This is a genomic window from Algibacter sp. YIN40 (genome assembly GCF_057219435.1).
Window position 1 is genome coordinate 33,918 of sequence record NZ_JBXVVC010000002.1, and the last position, 16,915, is coordinate 50,832.

Annotated in this window: 17 protein-coding genes and 1 tRNA gene; 6 read left to right on the forward strand and 12 right to left on the reverse strand. The window is 33.1% G+C overall.

What is annotated here, in order from left to right; translation table 11 throughout:
* Positions 1 to 152: 152 nt before the first annotated feature.
* The 6 genes from yidD to AC2D6V_RS07960 all read right to left on the reverse strand — a co-directional run bounded on the left by yidD (position 153) and on the right by AC2D6V_RS07960 (position 5,995).
* A complete protein-coding gene (gene yidD / locus AC2D6V_RS07935; RefSeq protein ID WP_484647557.1) occupies positions 153 to 392 on the reverse strand; it encodes a membrane protein insertion efficiency factor YidD in 240 nt (79 codons plus the stop codon).
* Between the two features lie 93 nt (positions 393 to 485).
* Positions 486 to 1,967, reverse strand: a complete 1,482-nt coding sequence (gene cysS / locus AC2D6V_RS07940; protein ID WP_484647558.1) for a cysteine--tRNA ligase — start codon at positions 1,965 to 1,967, stop codon at positions 486 to 488.
* 13 nt (positions 1,968 to 1,980) lie between these two features.
* On the reverse strand, positions 1,981 to 2,343 hold the full coding sequence (locus AC2D6V_RS07945) for a four helix bundle protein (RefSeq protein WP_298239142.1): 363 nt from the start codon (positions 2,341 to 2,343) through the stop codon (positions 1,981 to 1,983).
* A gap of 89 nt (positions 2,344 to 2,432) precedes the next feature.
* Entirely contained in the window at positions 2,433 to 3,110 is a 678-nt protein-coding gene (folE, locus tag AC2D6V_RS07950) for a GTP cyclohydrolase I FolE (RefSeq protein WP_484647559.1), read from the reverse strand.
* Between the two features lie 167 nt (positions 3,111 to 3,277).
* Complete coding sequence (locus AC2D6V_RS07955; RefSeq protein ID WP_484647560.1) at positions 3,278 to 4,795, reverse strand: OmpP1/FadL family transporter; 1,518 nt, start codon at positions 4,793 to 4,795, stop codon at positions 3,278 to 3,280.
* A gap of 27 nt (positions 4,796 to 4,822) precedes the next feature.
* Complete coding sequence (locus AC2D6V_RS07960; protein WP_484647561.1) at positions 4,823 to 5,995, reverse strand: hypothetical protein; 1,173 nt, start codon at positions 5,993 to 5,995, stop codon at positions 4,823 to 4,825.
* 99 nt (positions 5,996 to 6,094) lie between these two features.
* Between AC2D6V_RS07960 and proS the strand changes: the two genes are divergently transcribed.
* The 3 genes from proS (at position 6,095) to rpsT (ending at position 8,095) form a co-directional block, all read left to right on the forward strand.
* Positions 6,095 to 7,573, forward strand: coding sequence for a proline--tRNA ligase (gene proS / locus AC2D6V_RS07965; RefSeq protein WP_484647562.1), 1,479 nt, complete (start codon positions 6,095 to 6,097; stop codon positions 7,571 to 7,573).
* A gap of 172 nt (positions 7,574 to 7,745) precedes the next feature.
* Positions 7,746 to 7,817 (forward strand) — tRNA-Glu (locus tag AC2D6V_RS07970).
* 26 nt (positions 7,818 to 7,843) lie between these two features.
* The gene (gene rpsT / locus AC2D6V_RS07975; RefSeq protein ID WP_484647563.1) at positions 7,844 to 8,095 is read left to right on the forward strand and encodes a 30S ribosomal protein S20; all 252 of its coding nucleotides are present in this window, start codon (positions 7,844 to 7,846) and stop codon (positions 8,093 to 8,095) included.
* A 182-nt stretch (positions 8,096 to 8,277) separates the two neighbouring features.
* Here rpsT and rho read toward each other — a convergent pair whose 3' ends face one another.
* Positions 8,278 to 9,897: a transcription termination factor Rho gene (gene rho / locus AC2D6V_RS07980; protein ID WP_484647564.1), complete on the reverse strand. Its 1,620-nt coding sequence runs from the start codon at positions 9,895 to 9,897 to the stop codon at positions 8,278 to 8,280.
* Positions 9,898 to 10,090: 193 nt separating this feature from the next.
* On the opposite strand from rho, the gene AC2D6V_RS07985 reads away from it, so the two are divergent.
* The gene (locus tag AC2D6V_RS07985) at positions 10,091 to 10,501 is read left to right on the forward strand and encodes a DUF4293 domain-containing protein (protein ID WP_484647565.1); all 411 of its coding nucleotides are present in this window, start codon (positions 10,091 to 10,093) and stop codon (positions 10,499 to 10,501) included.
* A 56-nt stretch (positions 10,502 to 10,557) separates the two neighbouring features.
* Here the strand turns inward: AC2D6V_RS07985 and AC2D6V_RS07990 are convergent, their stop codons facing one another.
* The gene (locus tag AC2D6V_RS07990) at positions 10,558 to 11,052 is read right to left on the reverse strand and encodes a metallophosphoesterase family protein (protein WP_484647566.1); all 495 of its coding nucleotides are present in this window, start codon (positions 11,050 to 11,052) and stop codon (positions 10,558 to 10,560) included.
* Between the two features lie 102 nt (positions 11,053 to 11,154).
* Here AC2D6V_RS07990 and truA point away from each other — a divergent pair, with 102 nt between their 5' ends.
* Positions 11,155 to 11,898 (forward strand): tRNA pseudouridine(38-40) synthase TruA, encoded by a 744-nt coding sequence (truA, locus tag AC2D6V_RS07995; RefSeq protein WP_484647567.1) that lies wholly within the window; start codon positions 11,155 to 11,157, stop codon positions 11,896 to 11,898.
* A complete protein-coding gene (locus tag AC2D6V_RS08000; protein ID WP_484647568.1) occupies positions 11,899 to 13,665 on the forward strand; it encodes an ABC transporter ATP-binding protein in 1,767 nt (588 codons plus the stop codon).
* Here the strand turns inward: AC2D6V_RS08000 and AC2D6V_RS08005 are convergent.
* Genes AC2D6V_RS08005 through folP form a run of 4 tightly spaced genes read right to left on the reverse strand, consistent with a single transcriptional unit; the run spans position 13,662 to position 16,847 of the window.
* Positions 13,662 to 14,462, reverse strand: coding sequence for a DUF3667 domain-containing protein (locus AC2D6V_RS08005; protein ID WP_484647569.1), 801 nt, complete (start codon positions 14,460 to 14,462; stop codon positions 13,662 to 13,664). The genes AC2D6V_RS08000 and AC2D6V_RS08005 overlap by 4 nt on opposite strands.
* Positions 14,462 to 15,247: a diadenylate cyclase gene (locus AC2D6V_RS08010; protein WP_298239130.1), complete on the reverse strand. Its 786-nt coding sequence runs from the start codon at positions 15,245 to 15,247 to the stop codon at positions 14,462 to 14,464. The genes AC2D6V_RS08005 and AC2D6V_RS08010 overlap by 1 nt, the downstream gene beginning before the upstream one ends.
* A gap of 35 nt (positions 15,248 to 15,282) precedes the next feature.
* On the reverse strand, positions 15,283 to 16,017 hold the full coding sequence (locus AC2D6V_RS08015; protein WP_484647570.1) for a hypothetical protein: 735 nt from the start codon (positions 16,015 to 16,017) through the stop codon (positions 15,283 to 15,285).
* Positions 16,014 to 16,847 carry a dihydropteroate synthase gene (folP, locus tag AC2D6V_RS08020; protein ID WP_484647571.1) on the reverse strand — a complete coding sequence of 278 codons (834 nt, stop codon included), beginning with the start codon at positions 16,845 to 16,847 and terminating at the stop codon, positions 16,014 to 16,016. The genes AC2D6V_RS08015 and folP overlap by 4 nt, the downstream gene beginning before the upstream one ends.
* Positions 16,848 to 16,915 lie beyond the last annotated feature (68 nt).

Consider the following 16,915-nt stretch of genomic DNA (forward strand, 5'->3'; position numbering starts at 1 on the left):
AATACATTTTATCGATAAAATTTGCGTTTCATGGATAATTTTATATATATTTGTTAACAACCAAAAATAAACTGTTAAAAGCATTTTTTGAGTGAAACATAAAGTAAGCACCCAAATCAGCCTCTAAAAAGAAACATTCAAAAAATTGCTTTTTACTTTTTATTATTATCAGGTACAGGATCATAACCAGAACCTCCCCAAGGATGGCATTTGAATATTCTTTTTATAGCCAACCATCCACCTTTAAATAATCCGTGCTTTTGTAATGCTTCTTTAGAGTAGTGTGAACAAGTTGGTTGAAATCTACAGGTTGCAGGTGTTAACGGTGATATAAGCGTTTGGTACACTTTTATCAAAAACAAAAATGGCGCTATGAGTATTTTCTTTAACATCTGTGTTTATCATTCCTGCGAAGGCAGGAATCTTCTTAATTTGAGTTCTAATTTAAAATGGATTCCGCATCAAGTGCGGAATGACAAAGCCATTTAGTTCACGCTAAACGTTGTCCCGTCCTTACCATCCTTAAGTTGAATACCAACGGCAGCGAGTTCGTCTCGAATTTTATCAGACATGGCAAAATCTTTATTTGCTCTCGCATCTTGCCTTAGTCTTATTAATACATCTACAGCTCCAGAAAGTTTATCGGTTCCAGAATCGCTTTTAGCGTTGTTTTCTAAACCTAAAATATCGTAAACAAAATTGTTAATCGTTTCTTTTAGTAAGTTTAAATCATCAGTAGATAACGTTTCAGACCCTTCCTTAACTTGGTTAATATATTTTGCTGCTTCAAATAAATGAGCGATTAAAATAGGGGAGTTAAAATCGTCATTCATAGCATCATAACATGTCTGTTTCCATGCAGGAATATTTATAGACGACGTTGTTGATGCTTTTAAACTATCTAAAAGATTTACAGCATCCATGAGTCTATAAAATCCTTTTTCACTTGCTAGTAATCCATCATCGGTTAAATCTAAGACGCTTCGGTAAGATGATTGTGCATTAAAAAATCGAATAACACTAGGCGCATAAGCTTTACTGAAGAATTTGTTATTTCCAGATAATAATTCATCAGGATTAACTGTGTTTCCTGTTGTTTTAGACATGCGTTGCCCGTTCAACTCTAACATATTGGCATGCATCCAATAATTTACAGGACTAACCCCTTTGGCTGCTTCATTTTGTGCAATTTCACATTCGTGATGCGGAAACTTTAAATCCATACCACCACCGTGAATATCAAACTGTTCTCCCAAATATTTTGTGCTCATGGCTGTACATTCTAGATGCCAACCTGGAAAGCCATCACTCCAAGGTGAAGGCCAACGCATAATATGTTGGGGTTCTGCTTTTTTCCAAAGTGCAAAATCTTGCGGATTCTTTTTATCACTTTGTCCGTCAAGCGTACGCGTATTATGTATTAAATCTTCAAGCTTGCGCTTACTTAATTTACCATATTCGTTTGTTTCATCAAACTTGTGTACATCAAAATATACAGAGCCATTAACCTCGTAAGCAAAACCATTTTCAATAATTTTACTTATCAATTCAATCTGTTCAATAATATGTCCTGTTGCAGTGGGTTCTATACTTGGTGATAAAAAATTAAATGTATTAAGTACGTTATGAAAATCTACTGTATAACGCTGAACCACTTCCATAGGTTCAATTTGCTCTAGGCGTGCCTTCTTAGTGATTTTATCTTCCCCAGCGTCTGCATCATTTTCTAAATGGCCGGCATCCGTTATATTTCTAACATATCTTACTTTATAACCTAAATGTTTCAAATAGCGAAAAACCATGTCAAAAGACATAAAGGTTCTTACATTACCTAAATGAACATTGCTATAAACTGTAGGTCCGCATACATACATGCCTATGTGACCTTCGTTAATAGGATTGAAGTTTTCTTTTTTGCCAGTAAGCGAGTTATATAATTTAATTTGATGTTCTTTGTAGAGTTGCATAGTTGTTAAGTCGTTAGGACTTTAGAAAATGATTTCGTAATGAATTAATCTTGTTGGTTATAGATTCAACTTCAAATCTAATATTTTTATAGTTTTCTTCGGAAATAAATTCGAGTTCTTTTGAAATTATAGCTTGATTTAACAATTCTAGGGCAGAGCTATAGGCCATTGTCATAAAATGTGCCTTATCTTTATTTGTTAATCGCGCTGTTCCTTCTGCGATATTAGAGGAAACAGAAACGGAACATCGCCTCATTTGTGAAATTAATCCGAATTTTTCTTCTTTTGGAAATAAGTCTGTGATTTTATACGTTTTAACTCCAAGTTGAATAGCTTCTTTCCAAACCTCTAATTTTTCAAACGAGTATAAGTGCATGTTTATATTGTTTAGTTGTTTGTCGTTTAGTTGATAAGTTGATTATTTCTGTTCAACTTTACGGCTTTACGACTAAACATCAAACACATTTAGAATTTAGTATCTAGCTTGATGTAATCAAGAAATTCGCGACGTGTACCCATATCTTTAAATTTCCCTCCAAATTCAGAAGTTACTGTACTACTTTCAATATCTCTAATTCCTCTTGAGTTCACGCATAAATGCTTAGCATCGATAACACATGCTACATCTTTAGTATCTAACACTTCTTGAAGTTCTCTAACTATTTGTATGGTTAAACGTTCTTGAACTTGCGGACGTTTAGCAAAATAATCAACAATACGATTCATTTTAGATAAACCCACAACTGTTCCATTAGAAATGTAGGCGATATGTGCTTTTCCAACTATAGGTAATAAATGATGCTCACAGGTTGAATAAACAGTAATGTTTTTTTCAACAAGCATTTCTCCATATTTGTATTTATTATCAAAAGTAGAAGCACTTGGTTTTTTATTAGGGTCTAAACCTCCAAAAATCTCGTTAACAAACATTTTTGCTACACGATTTGGGGTACCATTCAAACTATCATCACTTAAATCGAGTCCTAGAGTTTCAAGGATATGGCGCACATCATCCTTAATAATGTCTATTTTCTCATCATTATTTAGCTTAAAAGCATCACCGCGCATTGGAGTATTCTCCGATGTACCAATATGTTCGTTTCCTAAAGAGTCAAAATCTTCAAAATTATTCTCAATTTTCATCTGTAAAAAATAACGTTTTTAGTCTGCAAAGATAAGCATTTCACTTTGCATAAATAAACAATTTGTAATATGGCTTGTTAGTCTCATTTATATGGTTCTTATTACAATTAAAAGAAAAAGCTTGAATTTTTTAGGTTCAAGCTTTTGGTATAATGAAGTTGTTCTTGTTATATGTTAAAACTTAAAGATAAAGTTATATTAGAATTTGTTCTATCAATTGAAACGGTGTCAATTAAACCAAGACTATAAAGTGGCGTTTCGAACGACCGTTCTGACTGATCATAAGTAATATCTAATTTTGTGTTTCCAAAGTTATACCCTAATCCTAAGGAGTAACCGTTTAAATCACCTACGGTAAGCCCATTGGTATAGGGGCTTTCTTCGAAACGATAACCACCTCTAAAACTAAATTCTTTGTGCTTGTATTCACCACCTAAACGATATGTAGCCGCATCTGTTAGGGTAGTGCTAATAAAATTATTTTCGTCTGCAAAAGCTGGGTCAGATGTCGGTCTAAATTCAGTTTTGCTATAATCTTTTCTTGAATAATCAAAGCTAATCAAACCTTGTTGTCCAAAAATGTATGCAAAACTACCTGTGATTTTTGAAGGTGTTTTTATTTTATATTCTGGGAATATGTTTACCACTTGAGGATTTATTTCTATAAATCCATTAATACCGTCAGTACCTAAATATTGCGTCGTTTCTTCTTCAATAGTATACCAAGTTGGAGAATCATAAGTTAATCCCACTCGAAATTCAGGGCTTAATTTTAAAATACCACCTAATTGAAATGAAAAGCCAGTACCTGTGGTTGATAAGTTATTTTCGAACTCAATAAAATCTATATCCGAACCGTTAAAGTTTTCCTCAAAAAGTAAAATAGAACGCTGATAATCTATAAAATGAGAATTAAGATTTAATCCTAAGTATAGGTTTTCCTCATATTGAGCAGCAACGTTAAAAGATATTTTACCATTGTATCCTGTTGAGGTTTTGGTGTAATCGTGATCGAAATTACCCTCACCTAAATTGAGTAAATATGATGTGTTATCATCGGCATCAATTTCGGGATCTATAATAAAAGACTCAAATCCTAAAAAAGCTTGTTGATGGGCAAAACCATAAGAAGTTCCAATTTCTTGATAGGCTTGACCAAGACCTTCTCCAGGAAAAGCGGAAATCTCATCTAATCTTAGTCCTTGTGCATAATCGAAGAAATAACTTCCAATGGTATTGTTGAAATTATTACTATTTGTATTTGTGCCAAAAGCGAACCAATTATCATCAAAATTATTGGTCCTTTCGTAAGCCACACCTATGGTGAATTTTTTCCATGGTGAATTACTATTACTTGCAAAAACAAATGAAGCACCACCTTGATGAATATCAAAATTAGATTCACTTGATGATCCTAAACCGTTAAAGTACCGTGTGTTATTTGTAATTTCTGCATTCGATAAACTAAAGGAAGCATGACTTTGGCTAAATACTGCAGATCCAGCGGGGTTGATGCTTACAGCGCTCATGTCGCCACCAAGCGCGCCAAAGGCACCACTTAAAGCTCTAAAACGAGCTGTTCCTTGAATTTCATATTGCGAATAACGTAAGGCATCTGTAATGTCTTGAGCGTATATTGTAGACATAGAGAGTATGCTTATGAAGAGTATTTGTAACTTTTTCATCTGTTAAGTTTATTATTTTTAATGATTTTATCCGCGTCTTCTGCTGGTTGACGCTCCTGAGCTTCTTCTACTACTTGACGATCTTGAAGCAGAACTTGATCTAGATTTACTGCTGCTCCTACTTGGTGAGTAGCTGCGATTATTGCTAGACGAACTACTTCTTCTACTGTAAGTTGAATTGTTATTTGAAGAAGAATTTCTATTATATGAAGGTGACGATCTATACACCGAACTAGAATTTCTTCTTGCTGTAGATGATGAAGATCGCGCTCTCGAATTAGAAGAAGGTGTAACAGAACGACTTCGTCTCATGGTTGAAGTACCTCGAGAATTTTGACTGTTATACCTGTTGTTTGGTGACGAATATGTGCTATTGTTTCTTCTAGTTGTATTTGAATTTAAACGAGACCTGTTAGTGCTTGAAGCAACACTACTACGTCTAGAAGTATAATATTTAGAATTTGTTCTTGTATTACGTCCATTGACACTTGATCTTCTTGATATTGAACTGTTTCTACTTATACCAGACCCGTTTCTTCCGTAATAAGAGCCTCTTCTACTACCACTATAAGCATAATTTCTACCATAATATCTATTGCCATATAAGCCATTCCAGCCCCAGTTGTTGTAGCCCCAACCAATTCCAGTATTCCAGCCCCAGCCAAAACCGCCACCATAATAAGGTGGACACCAGAAAGGATCGTTGAATCCCCAGCTGTTCCAGCCCCATGAATTCCATCCCCATCTGTTCCAACGGTTCCATCTCCAATTATTCCATCCCCAATTAAAGCCAGTGTTCCAACCCCAGTTGTTCCAACCGTTATCTATATAATTTATGGTAACATTATTGCTATTTTGACCCCAACCAGCATTACCTTGGTAATCATTAGCTAGAGGATCGGCTTCATCATAATTACCACTTTCATACGAATCTATATCAGTAAAAATGGCATCTTCGGCAGAAATATTTTCTGCTTCTAAAGATTTATTTCTGAAATAATTTTTATAATAATTGCTATTAGATTGGTTTGGTATTTCAACAACCGCTTCTTCATACTGATTTGTGTTTTCGCTAGTGCCGTAAATACCATCATTATCAACGCCCACATATTGGTAAGAGCCACAGGATACTAAGCTAACTAGTAATCCAAAAATGGCTATTAAAGGCATTTTTCTTTTTAGGTAGTTATTTAATTGCATATCTCAAGAATTTAATTGTTGAACATAACAAAAATAGTTAGTTTTGCTGAACTATTTTTCTATTTAACTTAGTCACAATATTTGTGCCAAAACAATAATATGAGTAAAAAACTTACGAGTAGAGCAGAAGATTATTCGAAATGGTATAACGAATTGGTTGTCAAGGCAGACCTAGCGGAGAATTCGGCTGTTAGAGGTTGTATGGTAATCAAGCCTTATGGCTATGCTATTTGGGAGAAAATGCAGGCAGAATTGGACAAAATGTTTAAAGAAACGGGGCATCAAAACGCCTATTTTCCACTTTTTGTTCCTAAAAGTTTATTTGAAGCTGAAGAAAAAAATGCTGAAGGTTTTGCTAAAGAATGTGCTATTGTAACTCATTATAGATTACAGAACGACCCAGATAAACCTGGAAAGTTACGAGTAGATCCTGAAGCAAAGTTGGAAGAAGAACTTATTGTAAGGCCAACTAGTGAAGCTATTATTTGGAATACTTATAGGGGGTGGATTCAATCTTACAGAGATTTACCACTTTTAATCAACCAATGGGCAAATGTGGTACGTTGGGAAATGCGTACTCGTTTATTTTTACGAACTGCAGAATTTTTATGGCAAGAAGGACATACTGCCCATGAAACGAAACAAGAGGCATTAGCTGAAGCTGCATTAATGAATAATGTCTATGCAACCTTTGCTGAAAATTTTATGGCAATTCCTGTAATTCAAGGATTAAAGACGGAAAGCGAACGATTTGCAGGGGCAGAAGAAACATATTGTATAGAGGCCTTGATGCAAGATGGAAAAGCATTACAAGCTGGGACTTCGCATTTTTTAGGTCAGAACTTCGCTAAGGCTTTTGATGTAAAGTTTGCTAATAAGGAAGGTAAGCAAGATTATGTTTGGGCAACTTCATGGGGTGTTTCTACGCGTTTAATGGGGGCATTGATTATGACTCATAGTGATGATTATGGATTGGTTTTACCACCGAGTTTAGCACCAAACCAAGTTGTTATTGTTCCAATATATAAAAGTGAAGAAGACTTAAATGCAATCACCGAAGTTGCTAATGGTATTTTAAGTGACTTACGTGGAAAAAATATTACGGTTAAATACGACAATAGAACTACGCATAGGCCAGGTGCTAAATTTGCGCAGCACGAATTACAAGGTGTGCCTTTGAGAATTGCTATTGGAGCAAGAGATTTGGCCAATGGAACTGTAGAAATTGCACGTAGAGATACTTTGACAAAGGAAGTGATTGCTTTAGATGGTTTATCTGAAAAAATTGAAAGGTTATTAAAGGAAATTCAAGAAGCGTTGTTTAGTAAAGCTTTAGATTTTAGAAATAACCATATTACTGAGGTTGATAACTTTGATGAATTTAAAGAAGTTTTAGAAACTAAAACTGGCTTTATTTCGGCACATTGGGATGGTACTCCAGAAACAGAAGATAAAATAAAAGAATTAACTAAAGCTACAATAAGGTGTATTCCATTAGAAACTAAGGAAGAAATAGGTGTTTGTGTCTATACTGGAAATCCTTCTAAACGTAGAGTATTGTTCGCGAAAGCGTATTAATTCTTTTAAAGAATAAAGGCAAAACAATTTTTTTTAAAAAAAGATTATATAGGTCTTGCAACATTTAAAAATAGTTGTATTTTTGCATCCGCAATGGAAACGTTGTACGTTATTTGAAACGATTGCAAGTTTAGATTTTAAAAATTTATATTTGCGCATTCAAAAAAATAATGGCCCGTTCGTCTATCGGCTAGGACGCCAGGTTTTCATCCTGGTAAGAGGGGTTCGATTCCCCTACGGGCTACAATTAAAAAATTAAGAAAAAATAAAATGGCAAATCATAAGTCAGCATTAAAAAGAATTAGAAGTAACGAAGCAAAACGCTTAACTAACAAGTATCAGCATAAAACGACTCGTAATGCGATTAAAAAATTACGCGAGTTAACTGATAAGAAAGAAGCTGAAAAAATGTTTCCTTCTGTAGTTTCTATGTTAGATAGATTAGCAAAGAAAAATGTTATTCATGCTAATAAGGCTGCTAACCTTAAATCTGGTTTAGCAAATCACATTGCTGCGCTTTAATTAGATTAAAATTTTAAAATATATGAAAGCTTCTCAGAAATGAGAGGCTTTTTTGTTTACTATTCCCAGAAATGAATTTAAATAGAGAAGAGAGTATTTATAAAATTTGATTTAAAAAAAGCCTTAACCAATTTATTGGTTAAGGCTTTCAAAGTTATAGTTAGTATTTGTACAGTTTTTAATTATCCGTTCATGGAAATTAAAAACTCTTCGTTATTTCTTGTTTGTTTGAAACGATCATTAATGAATTCCATGGCTTCAACAGGGTTCATATCTGCAAGGTATTTACGCATTACCCACATACGTTGTATTGTGTTTGCATCCAATAAAATATCATCACGACGCGTACTTGAAGATGTCAAGTCGATAGCAGGGAAAATTCTTCGATTAGATATTTTTCTATCTAATTGAAGTTCCATATTACCTGTTCCTTTAAACTCTTCAAAAATAACCTCGTCCATTTTTGAACCAGTTTCTGTAAGTGCTGTTGCAATAATTGTAAGTGATCCTCCATTCTCTATATTACGAGCAGCTCCGAAAAAACGCTTAGGTTTGTGTAGGGCATTAGCATCTACACCACCACTTAATATTTTACCAGATGCTGGTTGCACGGTATTGTATGCTCTTGCTAAACGTGTAATAGAATCTAAAAGAATTACAACATCATGTCCACATTCTACCAAACGTTTTGCTTTTTCTAAAACGATATTAGCAATTTTTACGTGTTCATGTGCTTCTTTATCAAAAGTAGAAGCAATAACTTCGCCTCGTACATTACGCTGCATATCAGTTACTTCTTCAGGGCGTTCATCAATTAATAATATCATTTGATAAACTTCAGGATGGTTAGCGGCGATAGCATTAGCTACATCCTTTAACAACATAGTTTTACCTGTTTTTGGTTGAGATACAATCATACCACGTTGTCCTTTTCCAATAGGAGAGAATAAGTCCATAATTCTAGTAGAAATGGTACTTTGTTTTTCGGCCAAGGTAAATTTTTCCTGAGGGAATAATGGCGTTAAATGCTCAAAAGACACACGGTCTCTTACTACATTTGGACTCTGACCATTAATTTTACTAACCTTAATTAAAGGGAAATATTTTTCCCCTTCTTTTGGTGGACGTACATGCCCTAAAACAGTGTCCCCAGTTTTTAAACCAAATAATCTAATTTGTGATTGAGATACATAAATATCATCTGGTGATGATAAATAATTATAATCAGATGATCTTAAAAAACCATAACCATCTTGCATAATGTCTAAAACGCCTTCACTTTCAATAATAGCATCGAATTCAAAATCTGGCTCGCGATAGCGATTTCTACCATCTTTATTCCCTCTATCCACATTGCCGTTTTTTTGATTTTTATGCTGGTTTTTATGTTGAGGGTTATTGTCTCTTTTTTGGTTTTGCTTGTTTTGACCATCTTTATTATTATCATTAGAAGGTCGCGGGTTAGGCTTATGGACAGGCTTTTTTTCTTCTGTAACGACTTCAGCTACTTTTACTTCTGGAGCTGAAGACTCTTTAGGCTTATCCTGCGTAGTTTCTTTAGCTTTATTCTCACCAGTGTTTTTAGCTGGAACCTCTCTTTGTACACGCTGTCTAGGTTTTCTCTCTAGTTTTTCTGGTGCAACTACAGATGTAACTGCTTTCGGGTCTGCAGCTTGCTGATCTAATATCTGGTATACTAAATCTAATTTTTTAAGCGAACGGTATTTTGGAACGTTTAATTTTTTTGCAATCTCCTGTAAATCAGTGAGTTTCTTTTCTTTTAATTGTGAAATTTCAAACATTTATGTTTAATTGGATATTTTGAATATTTTATTTTGAATACAAACTTGAGTTATTCTGAAAAAAATGATTTTATTCTGAAGAAATAACCGCTTGTTATTGCGATCGTTGTGAATTATTACTGCAATTATACAACTTTATTTTAATTTTTAGCATTAAATCTATTATTTTTGCGGTCTAGTTTTTAAAAATTATATGCTACAACGTATTCAAACTATCTATCTTTTATGTTCCGCAGGTGTTTCTGCTGGACTTATTTATGTGTTTGAATTATGGATATCATCAAATAATATTAAGGTATTTGCCGATGATGTTAATTATGTTTTTGCTGCATTCTTAGTATCAGCTTTCTTGTCAATTGTAGCCATATTTAGATATAAGAATAGGAAGTCACAATTTATGTTGGGACGACTTAACATCATATTAAACTTTTTTTTACTAGGATTTTTTGTATATCAATCTCTAAATATATCTGGAGAAACGGCGGTTTCTGAGAAAGGTATTGGGATGCTTCTTCCTATCATTTCTATCGTATTTTTGGCTTTAGCCAATAAGGCCATTAAGAAGGATGAAGATCTTGTAAAATCTGTAGATAGATTACGATAAACCTAACATCTTAGTAGTATTAGTGCGTAAGCCCAAGGTGAAAACCTTGGGCTTTTTTATCTCTTATTAAATTCTATTACTTCTAAATTTTCAATTTTATTGCCATCAATAGTAAAGCGTAGCATTGTTCGTTTTTTATGAAAACCATGTTTTCCAACCGCACCTGGGTTCATATGAAGTAAATTTAACTTCTTATCTGGCATAACTTTTAAAATATGAGAATGACCACTTATAAATAGTTTAGGAGGGTTTGCTTTTATCTCTTCTCTAACCCTAACGTTGTAAGCATTTGGATATCCACCAATATGAGTTATCCAGACATCGACATCTTCACACATAAAACGGTTGTTTTCTGGGTACTCGACTCTTATTTTAGCGTCATCAATATTACCATATACGCCTTTAAGCGGTTTAAATTTTTTTATAGTGTCGGTAACTTTTAAATCGCCTATATCTCCTGCGTGCCATACTTCATCGGCTTCTTTTACATATTTTAAGATATCTTCATCAATGAAACTATGAGTGTCTGAAAGTAGGAGTATTTTTTTCATGCTTAATTTCTGCCTAAACTTTTAATATATAATTAAGATTACCTTCTTAAAAGGAATCACAAAACTATCTATCTTTGCGCTTTTACAAAAGTATTAAACAAATTGCGATATTTTATAGAGCTTTCTTATAATGGTGGTGCTTATCATGGATGGCAGAATCAACCCAATGCGGTTTCTGTTCAGGAAGTTGTTGAGAACGGGTTGACAACATTATTAGGTAAAAAAACAACTATAATGGGAGCTGGTAGAACAGATACAGGTGTGCACGCCGAACAAATGTTCGCCCATTTTGATACTGAAAAAACTTTTGAAACTTCAAATCTAATTTTTAAGCTAAATTCATTTTTAAAAGAAGATGTTGCTATTAAAAATATTTTTAGAGTTAAAGATGAAGCACATGCACGTTTTGATGCACTCAGTAGGACCTATTTATATAGAATAAGCCTAAGTAAGAATGTTTTTGAATACAATAATGCTTATTATGTTAAACAAGCTTTGGATTTAGAAAAAATGAAAGAAGCTTCACGTGTTTTATTAGAGTATAAAGATTTTCAATGCTTTTCTAAAAGTAAAACCGATGTTAAAACGTATAATTGTAATATCATGAAAACAGAGTGGGTTTATGAAAACGATGAACTTCATTTTGTAATTCAGGCAGACCGATTTTTACGCAACATGGTACGCGCTATTGTAGGAACGATGATAAATATAGGCTTAGGAAAAATTAATATAGAAGATTTACACACCATTATAAAATCTAAAAATAGGAGTGAAGCAGGTTTTTCAGTTCCAGCTCATGCCTTATATTTAACAAAAATTGTATATCCAAAAGATATAAAAATATAAATGACGAAGAAAAAAGAAAATATTTTTGACTTTAAGTTGTTTAAACGACTGTTTCAATACATAAGGCCTTATAAAGGAGTCTTTTTTGGGCTTATTGTATTGGTAATTTTATTGGCTGGTTTAAGTGCTTCAACACCATATATAACAAAGTTTGCTATTGATGATAGTATAGCAAGCAAAGAATCAAAGGATTTTCTTTTTTACATCTTAATTCTGCTAGCAGTGTTAATGATGCAAACAGTATTTCAGTTATCATTTATTTATTATGCTGCTTTTCTAGGGCAAAACTTAGTCATGGATGTGAGGGTAAAACTTTTTGATCATTTACTTCGATTTAAAATGAAGTATTTCGATAATTCCTCAGTTGGCGTATTAATAACAAGGGCTGTGACCGATATGGAGCGTATTGCTGATATTTTTGGTCAAGGACTATTCATGATTTTTAGAGATTTATTGACAATGACTGTGGTTTTTGGTGTCATGTTTTATATAAATTTGAAGTTGAGCCTTATTGTTTTTATTATGCTTCCTATCTTATTATATGCAACACGTATATTTCAAAAGTATATGAAGAGAGCTTTTGAAGAAGTAAGAACAGAAGTTTCTAACCTGAATTCATTTGTTCAAGAGCGGTTAACGGGAATGAAAATTTTGCAGCTTTTTACGCGAGAAACAATTGAGTATAAAAATTTCAAAAATATAAACGAGCGGCATAAAAAAGGATGGTTAAAAACGGTTTGGTATAATTCCATTTTCTTTCCTATTGCCGATTTATCCGGATCTATAACCATTGGGCTTGTAGCGTGGTATGGAGGTTTAAATGTGGTTTTGGAAGGCACAGTTTCAGAAGGTGATTTAATAGCCTTCATAATGTTTATTCCAATGCTTTTTAGACCGCTTCGTCAAATAGCCGATAAGTTTAATACGCTTCAAATGGGAATGGTAGCTGCGACAAGAGTTTTTAAAGTACTAGACACAACATCTCAAATTGACGATACTGGAATACATGTGGCAGAACACTTTAAAGGCACGATTCAATTTAAAAATGTGCATTTTAGTTATGTTAAAGATGAGGAAGTATTAAAAGGTATATCTTTTGATGTAAATGCAGGAGAAACTATTGCTATTGTTGGAGCAACAGGTGCTGGTAAATCGACTATTATTAATCTGTTGAATCGTTTTTACGAAATAAATGCTGGTGAAATTTTAGTTGATAACACGAATATTAGAGAGGTTACTTTGTCATCTTTAAGAACCCAAATTGCGGTTGTATTGCAGGATGTATTTTTATTTGCAGATACTATTTTAAATAATATTACACTCAATAATCCAGAAATTACTGAGGACCTGGTACATCAAGCAGCTAAGGATATTGGTATACACGATTTTATAATAACGCTTCCAAATGGTTATCATTATAATGTGAAAGAGCGCGGTGTTATGCTATCTTCTGGACAACGACAGCTTATTTCTTTTCTAAGAGCTTATGTTACAAACCCCAGTATTTTGGTTTTAGATGAAGCCACATCTTCAGTAGATTCATATTCTGAACAATTAATCCAAAATGCTACTGATAAAATCACCAAGGGAAGAACTTCTATTGTCATTGCTCACAGATTGGCGACCATAAAAAAAGCTGATAAAATCCTAGTTATGGATGCCGGAGAAATTGTTGAGCAAGGCACACACACTGAATTACTTAAAAAGGCAAATGGTTATTACAAAAATTTGTACGAGGTTCAGTTTTTGCAAGAGGAAGTTGCTTAACTTTCCTTTGCGGCCTTTTGAGCTTCAATTATATTTTTAAAAAAATCGGGTCCTTCAATTAAGAACATAATTGCTAAAATTGCAATAATGACAATTATATATAAGATTAAAAATACAGCAACAAAAAGAAGCGTTCTTATAACAATGTCTTTAAATGAAAGCTTATACAGGCGTTTTAGGCAATAAGCAGAATACAAAATTTGTAAAGGTAAATTGATGTAAGCAAGTTGACCTATAGAAGTGCCAGTCATTACTCCTGCTAGGTTTAAAATAGCTCCCAGAATAGAAAGTTGAGCTAATATGTACATAAAAATTACTATGTGTTCAGTATAGTTGAACTCTTTTCGGTTAAAAAAAACCAACCTTGAAATAACAGCATATCCTGGAACAAAGAGCATCATAACTATGGACATGTTCTCTTGAATTGTTTGAAAAATATTATTGGACATGTTATCACTTGCACCAAAAGTAAGATTAGATAAATCTATAGATTCAGGGAAATACTTTTTCAAAATAAACCATTCGAGTCCTGTAATAGTTAGCGCTAAAGCAAAATAGCTAATAACATTCACGTATTTTTTTCGAGTACCGTTAATATAACAACCAATAACACCCTCAGGTTTTGTTAAAAGCGTAATAAAAGTTTGGAGGAATTTATTATCATAATTTAAAAAGGTTTCGCCAAAATGTTCGAAAAGATTTCTAAGTGTTAATCTATTACGAATTACTTTTCCTCCGCAAGTGTTGCAGTAATCACTTAGTGCTGATAGTGAGGTATTGCAATTTTTACAATGCATTAAACTAAATCGTTTTTTATCAATTGGTTTAGTTGATTGTTATCTTCAAAAACGACAAACTCACCATCTTTTATATATGAAATATGTCCTGTTTCTTCACTAACAACAAGTGCTAAAGCATCTGTTTTTTCTGTAATACCAATAGCGGCTCTATGACGTAAGCCGAAGCGTTGCGGAATATTTTTTTCGTTATTAACTGGAAGAATAACCCTGGTGGCTTTTACAACATTATTACTAACAATTATGGCGCCATCATGCAGCGGGCTATTCTTAAAAAAGATACTTTCAATAATTGGCTGTGTAACTTTAATATTCATTTCATCGCCAGAAGAAGATAAAAAATCAAGGTTGTTGTTTCGTTCTAAAACAATAAGTGCCCCTGTTTTAGACATCGACATTTTACTACAAGCCGAAATAATAGCATCAACATCAGTTTCATTAAGTGTTTCAGTCTTTAGAAAGCTAAATTGCTTTAAAAACTTGCGCCTTCTATTAAAATTGGTAGAGCCAACCATCAACAAAAACTTCCTGATTTCTGGCTGAAAGACAACTATAAGGGCAATGATTCCTACTTTCATAAAACCGCCAAAAATACCTGTTAGTAGCTCCATGTTTAAGAAATCGGTAAGTCTCCAAGCTCCATAAATTATGATGATTCCAATAAAAATATTGATGGCTACTGTGCCTTTTACAAGTTTGTAGAGGTAATAAAGTAGTAGCGCCACAAGTACGACATCGATAATATCTACAACTGTGAATTTTAAAAGGTCATCAAATATTTCCAATGGCGATGGGTTTTTGTAAATTTAGTAAAATATGGTTAATTAGAAATGAATTCATCATCTGATATTTTAACATATTCAATGTCAAAACTACTTAATGTCGATTTCATATTAATGTAATTCTGAAAAGTAAGATCTGAATTAAAGCCTAATTCTATTATTGTACTGCTAAGATTTTGATTTACTGATTGGATAAACTTTTTTAAATTATCATTATTTGTGTATTGAGGTTTATCTTTATATGGACTAAAATTTATAGCAATTGAGTCGAGTGTAATTACCTTTAGATAAATACTGCGGTCTGAATCTTTTTTATGCTTTTTAATTCTGTCTAACTTCCTTAAATTTTCTTTAAGGAAGTTAGTATTAGTAAACTCAATAAACCCCAATTCTTTTCTACTAGTATCATTACAGGTAAAATAATTTTTAGCTTTTCTATTTTTATGGCTTGAATTCGCCTTTTTTTCCTGGAGAAATTTAATATGGGGAATTACTTGTTTTAATGTCAAACGTTTATCTACATTTATTAACCAGTTTGTTGTGCTTATTAAGTTTTTTCTATTCAGCTCAACACTGTCAGGTTTGGATTCATCATAAAATAAATAGGCCGCAGAAACATCATTTAATTCTGTGATGTCTGAATGACTTATTTCTGGCAGTATTATAACTTTTTCTTTTCCGCAGGAAAAACAAATAAATGATATAAAAATTAGTATAACAGTTTCCCTTATAAGAAGGAGCGAGCAAGGGAGGTGTTGGTAATTAATTTTCATAGGGATCGATGTCTTAAAGATTCAATCAATTTAACGCATTCAACAGCTTCTTTAACATCATGAACCCTTAATATGGAAGCTCCTTTTTGTAGCGCAACGGTATTTAAAATTGAAGTGCCATTCAAGGCCTCATCAGCCGAGGTTTTTAAGGTTTTATATATCATAGATTTTCTTGAAACACCAGCTAATATTGGTTTGTCAATCATCTTTAGTAATTCAAATTTGTTGAGCAACTCATAATTCTGTTCCAAAGTTTTAGCAAATCCAAAACCAGGATCGACTATTATATCTATAATTCCTAATAATCTAGCTTCGGCAATTCTTTCAGAAAAATAATAGATTATGTCTTTAATTAAATCATCATAATTAGTTTGTTGTTGCATGGTTTGCGGTGTCCCTCGCATATGCATCATTATGTATGGTACGCTCAAATCAGCAACAGTTTGGAGCATGTTGTCATCTAATTTACCCGCAGAAATATCGTTAATCATAGCTGCGCCAGATTGAATACATGCTTCAGCAACCTTACTTCTAAAAGTGTCAATTGATAATAACGTTTCAGGAAATGTTTTAAGAATTAAATTTACAATAGGAATAATTCGCTTTAATTCTTCATTTTCATCAACATTATCGGCATTAGGGCGGGAGCTGTAAGCGCCAATATCTATAAAGGTAGCGCCTTGGTTAAGCATTGATTCAGTGTGTTTTAAAATAGCTGTTTCATTTTTATGCTTACCTCCATCGTAAAAAGAATCTGGGGTAATATTCAAGATTCCCATGACTTTTGGTGAAGCTAAATCAATCAATTCTCCTTTGCAGTTTATAGTCATTTATACAGTTTTCTTGAGTGTTTGTACATAGTTTAAAACTTTAAACCTTAAACTTTGAACTTTCTAAT

Bases quoted from the DNA above. Each gene is read 5' to 3' on its own strand.
- yidD (WP_484647557.1), bottom strand. From the start codon at position 392: ATGTTAAAGAAAATACTCATAGCGCCATTTTTGTTTTTGATAAAAGTG.
- cysS (WP_484647558.1), bottom strand. From the start codon at position 1,967: ATGCAACTCTACAAAGAACATCAAATTAAATTATATAACTCGCTTACT.
- AC2D6V_RS07945 (WP_298239142.1), bottom strand. From the start codon at position 2,343: ATGCACTTATACTCGTTTGAAAAATTAGAGGTTTGGAAAGAAGCTATT.
- folE (WP_484647559.1), bottom strand. From the start codon at position 3,110: ATGAAAATTGAGAATAATTTTGAAGATTTTGACTCTTTAGGAAACGAA.
- AC2D6V_RS07955 (WP_484647560.1), bottom strand. From the start codon at position 4,795: ATGAAAAAGTTACAAATACTCTTCATAAGCATACTCTCTATGTCTACA.
- AC2D6V_RS07960 (WP_484647561.1), bottom strand. From the start codon at position 5,995: ATGCAATTAAATAACTACCTAAAAAGAAAAATGCCTTTAATAGCCATT.
- proS (WP_484647562.1), top strand. From the start codon at position 6,095: ATGAGTAAAAAACTTACGAGTAGAGCAGAAGATTATTCGAAATGGTAT.
- rpsT (WP_484647563.1), top strand. From the start codon at position 7,844: ATGGCAAATCATAAGTCAGCATTAAAAAGAATTAGAAGTAACGAAGCA.
- rho (WP_484647564.1), bottom strand. From the start codon at position 9,897: ATGTTTGAAATTTCACAATTAAAAGAAAAGAAACTCACTGATTTACAG.
- AC2D6V_RS07985 (WP_484647565.1), top strand. From the start codon at position 10,091: ATGCTACAACGTATTCAAACTATCTATCTTTTATGTTCCGCAGGTGTT.
- AC2D6V_RS07990 (WP_484647566.1), bottom strand. From the start codon at position 11,052: ATGAAAAAAATACTCCTACTTTCAGACACTCATAGTTTCATTGATGAA.
- AC2D6V_RS08000 (WP_484647568.1), top strand. From the start codon at position 11,899: ATGACGAAGAAAAAAGAAAATATTTTTGACTTTAAGTTGTTTAAACGA.
- AC2D6V_RS08005 (WP_484647569.1), bottom strand. From the start codon at position 14,462: ATGCATTGTAAAAATTGCAATACCTCACTATCAGCACTAAGTGATTAC.
- AC2D6V_RS08015 (WP_484647570.1), bottom strand. From the start codon at position 16,017: ATGAAAATTAATTACCAACACCTCCCTTGCTCGCTCCTTCTTATAAGG.
- folP (WP_484647571.1), bottom strand. From the start codon at position 16,847: ATGACTATAAACTGCAAAGGAGAATTGATTGATTTAGCTTCACCAAAA.